Source organism: Stenotrophomonas sp. NPDC077659, assembly GCF_050268705.1.
Lineage (GTDB): Bacteria > Pseudomonadota > Gammaproteobacteria > Xanthomonadales > Xanthomonadaceae > Stenotrophomonas.
The window spans coordinates 1,685-4,036 of record NZ_JBNNHG010000220.1; the positions used below are offsets into that span (position 1 = coordinate 1,685).

General features: G+C 64.3%; 2 protein-coding genes and 2 tRNA genes (1 of these 4 running past the window's edge). All 4 read left to right on the forward strand.

What is annotated here, in order from left to right; translation table 11 throughout:
- Positions 1-55 (forward strand) — tRNA-Met (locus ACQKDV_RS18595) (it extends 122 nt beyond the left edge of the window).
- Between the two features lie 83 nt (positions 56-138).
- Positions 139-215 (forward strand) — tRNA-Met (locus ACQKDV_RS18600).
- Between the two features lie 395 nt (positions 216-610).
- Entirely contained in the window at positions 611-1,201 is a 591-nt protein-coding gene (gene rimP / locus ACQKDV_RS18605) for a ribosome maturation factor RimP (RefSeq protein ID WP_427785732.1), read from the forward strand.
- A 4-nt stretch (positions 1,202-1,205) separates the two neighbouring features.
- Positions 1,206-2,352, forward strand: a 1,147-nt coding sequence (gene nusA, locus ACQKDV_RS18610) for a transcription termination factor NusA (protein ID WP_427785733.1), incomplete at its 3' end; no start/stop codon positions are given.

Consider the following 2,352-nt stretch of genomic DNA (forward strand, 5'->3'; position numbering starts at 1 on the left):
GCTCGTCGGGCTCATAACCCGAAGGTCGCAGGTTCAAATCCTGCCCCCGCTACCAAACTTCAGATCGGCGCCAACCGGTTTGATGAATGAGGAAAAGCTTGCATGTTTTGAAGTTATCACTCATAATTCCGCTTCTGATGCGGGGTGGAGCAGTCTGGCAGCTCGTCGGGCTCATAACCCGAAGGTCGCAGGTTCAAATCCTGCCCCCGCTACCAAGTAAAGAGATCGCCTTCGGAGTCCTGCTTCGAAGGCGTTTTTCTTTGGGTCGGTGCTCGATCCACCGGGCATGGCCCGGCACGCCGCACGATGGTAGCGCCGGGCCATGCCCGGCGAGCGTAGCGGACGCTTCGGGGGTAGCCCCGCACCTTGCACCAGCGCGGTGCAGCCGCTATCATCAGCGACCTAGGCAGTACCCCTGAAGGCGGCCTCCCATCGGGAAGCCGGTCCGGAAAGAGGGCTCGCAGTCCGCTTTCGCAGCGGGTTGCAACCGGAATCCAGTTACCGGAGTCTTTCCGGAAAAAGGGGCCCAGCGGGCCCTTTGTCGTTTCCGGGGCGTCATGTTTTCCCCGCCGGCCATGGCCGGCACCCAACCAAGAGATCAAGGCAGGCTGTGAGCGACAAGGCAACCGACATCGCGAATCTGCTCGGCCCGACCGTCGTGTCGCTGGGCCTGGAGCTGCTGGGCGTTGAGTATCTGCCGGCCCCCGGCGGTGCAACCCTGCGCCTTTACATCGACGTGCCGCTGGCTGAACAGCCCGAGCGCATCATCAACGTGGACGACTGCGAGCGCGTCAGCCGTGAAGTGTCGGCGCAGCTGGATGTCGAAGACCCGATCAGCGGCAATTACACGCTGGAAGTGTCTTCGCCGGGCGTGGACCGCCCGCTGTTCAACCTCGAACAGTTCGGTCGTCACCTGGGCGAAATGGCCAAGGTCACGCTGAAGCTGCCGCAGGACAACCGTCGCCGCCTGCAGGGCCGCATCGAAGCGACCGACGAAGGGGCGGACACCATCACCTTCATCGTCGACAAGGCCGAAGTGGTCGTGTCGGCCGACAACATCGACAAGGCCCGGATCATGCCGGACTGGGTTGCCCTGGGCCTGGCCCCGGCCAAGCCGACCGGCCCGGCGCCGAAGCGTCCGAAGCCGGACAAGAATTCTTCTTCCAACGAGCCGGCGGCAAAGAAGCCGCGCGCGGAGTGAGCCAATGAGCAAGGAACTGTTGCTGGTAGTGGACGCGGTCGCCAACGAGAAGGGCGTGCCGCGTGAAGTGATCTTCGATGCGATCGAGGCCGCCTTGGCCTCCGCAGCGAAGAAGCGCTATGCCGACGAGGAAGTGCTGACCCGCGTGGTCATCGACCACAAGGATGGCAGCTACGAAACCTACCGCCGCTGGGAAGTGGTGGCCGATGACGTGGTCATGGAGTCGCCGGACCGGCAGATCCGCCTGATGGACGCCGTCGACGAAGCCGAAGGCGTGGATGTCGGCGATTACATCGAAGAACAGATCGAAAACCCCGATTTCGGCCGCATCGCCGCCCAGGCCGCCAAGCAGGTCATCGTGCAGCGCGTGCGCGAAGCCGAGCGCCAGCAGGTGGTCGATGCGTGGAAGGATCGCGTGGGTGAGCTGATCACCGGTGTGGTCAAGCGCGCCGAGCGCGGCAACATCTATGTGGACCTGGGCGGCAACGCCGAAGGCTTCATCCCGAAGGACAAGGGCATTCCGCGCGACGTGCTGCGCGCCGGTGACCGCGTGCGCGGCTATCTGGCCGAAGTGCGCTCGGAGCCGCGTGGCCCGCAGCTGTTCATCAGCCGTGCCGCCCCGGAATTCATGATCGAGCTGTTCAAGCTGGAAGTGCCGGAAGTCGGCCAGGGCCTGGTGGAAATCAAGGCCTGTGCCCGCGATCCGGGCGACCGCGCCAAGATCGCCGTGCTGGCCCACGATACCCGAACCGATCCGATCGGTGCCTGCATCGGCATGCGCGGTTCGCGCGTGCAGGCCGTGTCCAACGAGCTCAATGGCGAGCGCGTGGATATCGTGCTGTGGAACGACAGCCCGGCCAACTTCGTCATCAACGCGATGGCCCCGGCTGAAGTGCAGTCGATCATCGTCGATGAAGACAAGCACTCGATGGATCTGGCCGTGGCCGAAGACCGCCTGGCCCAGGCCATCGGCAAGGGCGGCCAGAACGTGCGCCTGGCCAGCCGCCTGACCGGTTGGCAGCTGAACGTGATGACCCAGGACCAGGTCACCGCCAAGTCGGAAGCCGAGCAGGCGTCGGCCCGCCAGCTGTTCATGGACAAGCTGGAAGTGGACGAGGAAATCGCCGGCATCCTGGTCAGCGAAGGCTTCG